Genomic DNA, 1,352 nt, shown 5'->3' on the forward strand with positions numbered 1-1,352 from the left:
TTAGTTCTGCATAAGGTTCTGGACACCTTTGGATGTAATTTTGGAATCTACCGGAAATCCAATTACTATGTCATTTATGGGGAGATAGAGATTACCCGGTTAAATGAACAGTTTGAAAAGGTATGGGCTTTTTCGGGAGGGGATATTTTTGTAAGCCAAAATGAGAGGTGTCCTTTTGAACTGGAAGATGATAAAATAAAGCTTAATGATTGGAATGGAAATTACTATGAGATTGACTTAAATGGAAATCTGATTTTGATGCGATAGGAGGAAAAATGGGATACAGTTTTTTAGATTTAGCAAAAGAAGTATTGGATTATGAAAATATACCACTGTCAGTAGAGGAAATGTGGGAGGCAGGAAAGAAACATGCGTTATTAGGAAAATTGTCCTCATCCGGTAAAACCCCTATCCGTACATTGTCAGCCAGGTTATATGTAGATATTAAAAATAACGAAAATTCTATTTTCACCCAAGTAAGCAAACGTCCGGCAAAATTCTTCCTGAAAAACCAGGCAGCAGGACTACAGGAGTACGAAGAGCAGCAGGAACAGCCAAGTAAGAAATTGAAATATTCAGAACGGGATTTACATATACTTCTTTCCAGTTTTGTCAATTCTGATGAACATTTCAAGTGCTCTACCAAGACCATCTACCATGAGGTCTCCAAACGTGAAAAAAGCGGAAAGAACAAATGGCTACACCCGGATATCGTTGGAGTACACTTTCCTTTTGAATCATATACAGAGAATACGCTCAAGTTATTTGACATCTTAAAAGTGAATCCTTATAAACTGTATTCTTTTGAGATGAAAATCAGTATTAATCTTGCTACCCTCCGGGAATATTATTTTCAGGCAGTGTCCAATTCCAGTTGGGCGCATGAAGGGTATCTGGTAGCACTACATATTGCGGACGATCCGGAATTAATAGATGAAATGTGCCGTTTAAACAACGCATTTGGAATTGGTGTAATCCGGTTGGACGCAGTGCATTTTATGCAAAGTGAAATTCTGTTCTCGGCAAAGGAGAAGGAGTCCCTTGACTGGGATACTATAAACCGACTTGTGGATAGTAACCCGGATTTCAAAAAGTTTCTGGATGATTTAATGGAAGATATCAAAATAGGCAAAGTTAAAAGCAAGTATGATGATGCCTGTCTTGAAGAGGAACAGATGTATCAGTACGCATTAAAATGCGGTATTTTGTCTTAAGTTTCTAATTGTAACATTTCTAATCATAAATCGTAACCCTGATTGTCGGTTAAATGCTAACCGTCGATCAGGGATTTTTATTTCAACATTTTTTCAAAAACCCCCTTATCAAAAAAAAAATATGTCAATTAACAAGTT

The 1,352-nt window shown here is 36.9% G+C and carries 1 protein-coding gene and 1 pseudogene; both read left to right on the plus strand.

Features of this window, described 5'->3' with window-relative positions; all coding sequences use genetic code 11:
* A pseudogene (locus ACYVD3_RS26110) lies at positions 1-267 on the plus strand (hypothetical protein); the annotation flags it as partial.
* An 8-nt stretch (positions 268-275) separates the two neighbouring features.
* Positions 276-1,214, plus strand: coding sequence for an HTH domain-containing protein (locus ACYVD3_RS26115; RefSeq protein ID WP_460645430.1), 939 nt, complete (start codon positions 276-278; stop codon positions 1,212-1,214).
* The last annotated feature ends 138 nt before the right edge of the window (positions 1,215-1,352 follow it).

It is taken from the genome of Lacrimispora brassicae, from assembly GCF_054772055.1.